1 protein-coding gene is annotated in these 2017 nt (G+C 53.4%); it reads left to right on the top strand.

The genetic code is table 11. The features are described from left to right. Window positions 1–255: 255 nt before the first annotated feature. Complete coding sequence (locus QME66_13575) at window positions 256–1929, top strand: IS1634 family transposase (protein ID MDI6809975.1); 1674 nt, start codon at window positions 256–258, stop codon at window positions 1927–1929. Window positions 1930–2017 lie beyond the last annotated feature (88 nt).

The following is a 2017-nucleotide window of genomic DNA, read 5'->3' as shown; positions in this document are numbered from 1 at the left end:
CGCAGGTGCCTGTTTTTAGCGTGCGGTATCATAAAGTGGCGAAGTTAAGTTAAAGTAAGAGTTCACTGTTGGGAAATAAAGAAATCCCCTTTTCTCGTCTTTATTCCTGAGCCATTATAAACCTGAACAGCGGGAATAGTTCCCCCCTACATGCGTGTTGCCGATCGTGATTTTCCGATTAGCCAGACATGTGCCGATAGCCCCGTGTACGAATTGAGCGATGAATTTATTATGTAGGAGGTATATACCTCCTACATGGCTATCAAACGCAAGAACAGGGGGGGCCGCGTCTACCTCGAAGAGTATCGTTCCATCCGTCGGGGAAGCAAAATCGTGAGCGAGTTCGTACGGTACCTCGGACCCGAAAAACCGGATGCGCAGAAAGGATACGGCCCCGTTCTTGACCGCATTGAACGCGGGCCAGCCCTTCATACGGGAGCCGTCCGGCTGTTGTGGAAACTGGCCCAGAATCTGAAATTTCAGGAGACAATCAACAGAATCTGCAACCGAAATTCAAGGGGTTCCGACCCGTTTTCCAGCACTTTGTTGACCGTCTGGGCCATAAACCGCGTTCTTGAACCCAAGAGCGCCTCCAAGTTGCAGAGATGGGTCAGCACCACAGACCTGCCGGAGATTACCGGTCTCCCACTCGACATGTTCACCAAAGATGCATTCCTGCATTCCCTCGACACGATATGCGGCGACGATACATCAACGGGAGAGCAATTCGACAGATCGGCGGAGCTGAACAAGGCGTTGTCCGACCACTGGCGGAAGGAGCATCCCCTTCCGCCAAACGTCAAGGATGTCCTTGCCTACGACCTGACCAACGTGCTCTTCTTCGGCGTCACTTGCCCGATAGCCAAGAAGGGTCGCAACGAGAACCATGAGCATCGGCCCCAGGTCAATGTTGCCGTGGTCGTCCATCAGTACGACCACGCACCGCTTGCCCATTTCGTGTACAAAGGCAACAGGAACGGTTGCCGGACCATCCGGAACCTGCTCGCCCACATGCAAGAAGCCAAGGTTCAACCCGGATTGCTCGTCGTCGATAGGGGAATAATGGGCAAAGCTATCGTTGATGAAACCACGGGCATGGGCTGGAACCTGCTCGGAGGAGTCCCGAAAGGCAAACCGGACGTTAGAAACATACTGCTGAATACCGAAATCCCTGAATCGCCGGTGACATATGTCAAGGACTCCAATACGGGTCCAGTATACGCGCAAAAAGTCACGGGAAAGCTCTTTGGCATGGACAGGACACTCGCTGTGTACACAAACGCCGAACGAGCCATGAGAGAACGCGAAGCAAGGAACAGAGAGCTTCGCCGCATCGGTACCGAATTGACGTATCTGTCAACGAAGGGAGCGAGATGGGACGAGGCTAAGCTGCATCAGGAGATAAAGAGCATCGTGGGCGAATGGAGATCCTTCCTCCAAGTCCGGGTTAGGCGCGGCGGTAAGAAACCGCGGGTCGACTGGAAATACTTTGACCGTGACTTGAAGAGCGCAGCCCGCATGGACGGGAAATACCTGTTGCTTTGCACGGATGAAACCATGGACGCCAGGGAAATCGTCGAGACATACTTCAACAAGGACTTCGCGGAGAAGGTCTTCCGGACGCTGAAAACGGATGTTGATATCGAGCCTGTGAGGCACAGGCTCGGGCAACGCGTGAAGGCGTACATCTTCGCATGCATGCTCGCCTACCGTCTCGTAATGGCACTGCGCTGGTTGTTACTGGAAAGCGGTGTGACCGAGAAGACGAGCGAGTTCATGGATCGGCTCTTGGAGGAACTTTGGGAGGTTGAACGAGTGGAGGTAAAGTTAGGGGGACAAGGGAAGACATGGTACCTCAATGTAACTGAGTTCGTCGAGGAGGGACTGAAAAAAATCGGCATGAAATCGTTACTGAGTGAAGCGGCATAATACTTGTAGGGGGGAAGAAGCGACGCTATTCAGGTTGATATCGAGCCTGTGAGGCACAGGCTCGGGCAACGCGTGAAGGCGTACATCT

It is taken from the genome of Candidatus Eisenbacteria bacterium (assembly GCA_030017955.1).
Lineage (GTDB): Bacteria > Eisenbacteria > RBG-16-71-46 > JASEGR01 > JASEGR01 > JASEGR01.
The sequence above is the reverse complement of the archived record's forward strand: the minus strand, read 5'-3'. Positions and strand labels throughout refer to the sequence as shown.

Coding starts and splice junctions, on each gene's coding strand:
- QME66_13575 (MDI6809975.1), top strand. CDS start 256: ATGGCTATCAAACGCAAGAACAGGGGGGGCCGCGTCTACCTCGAAGAG.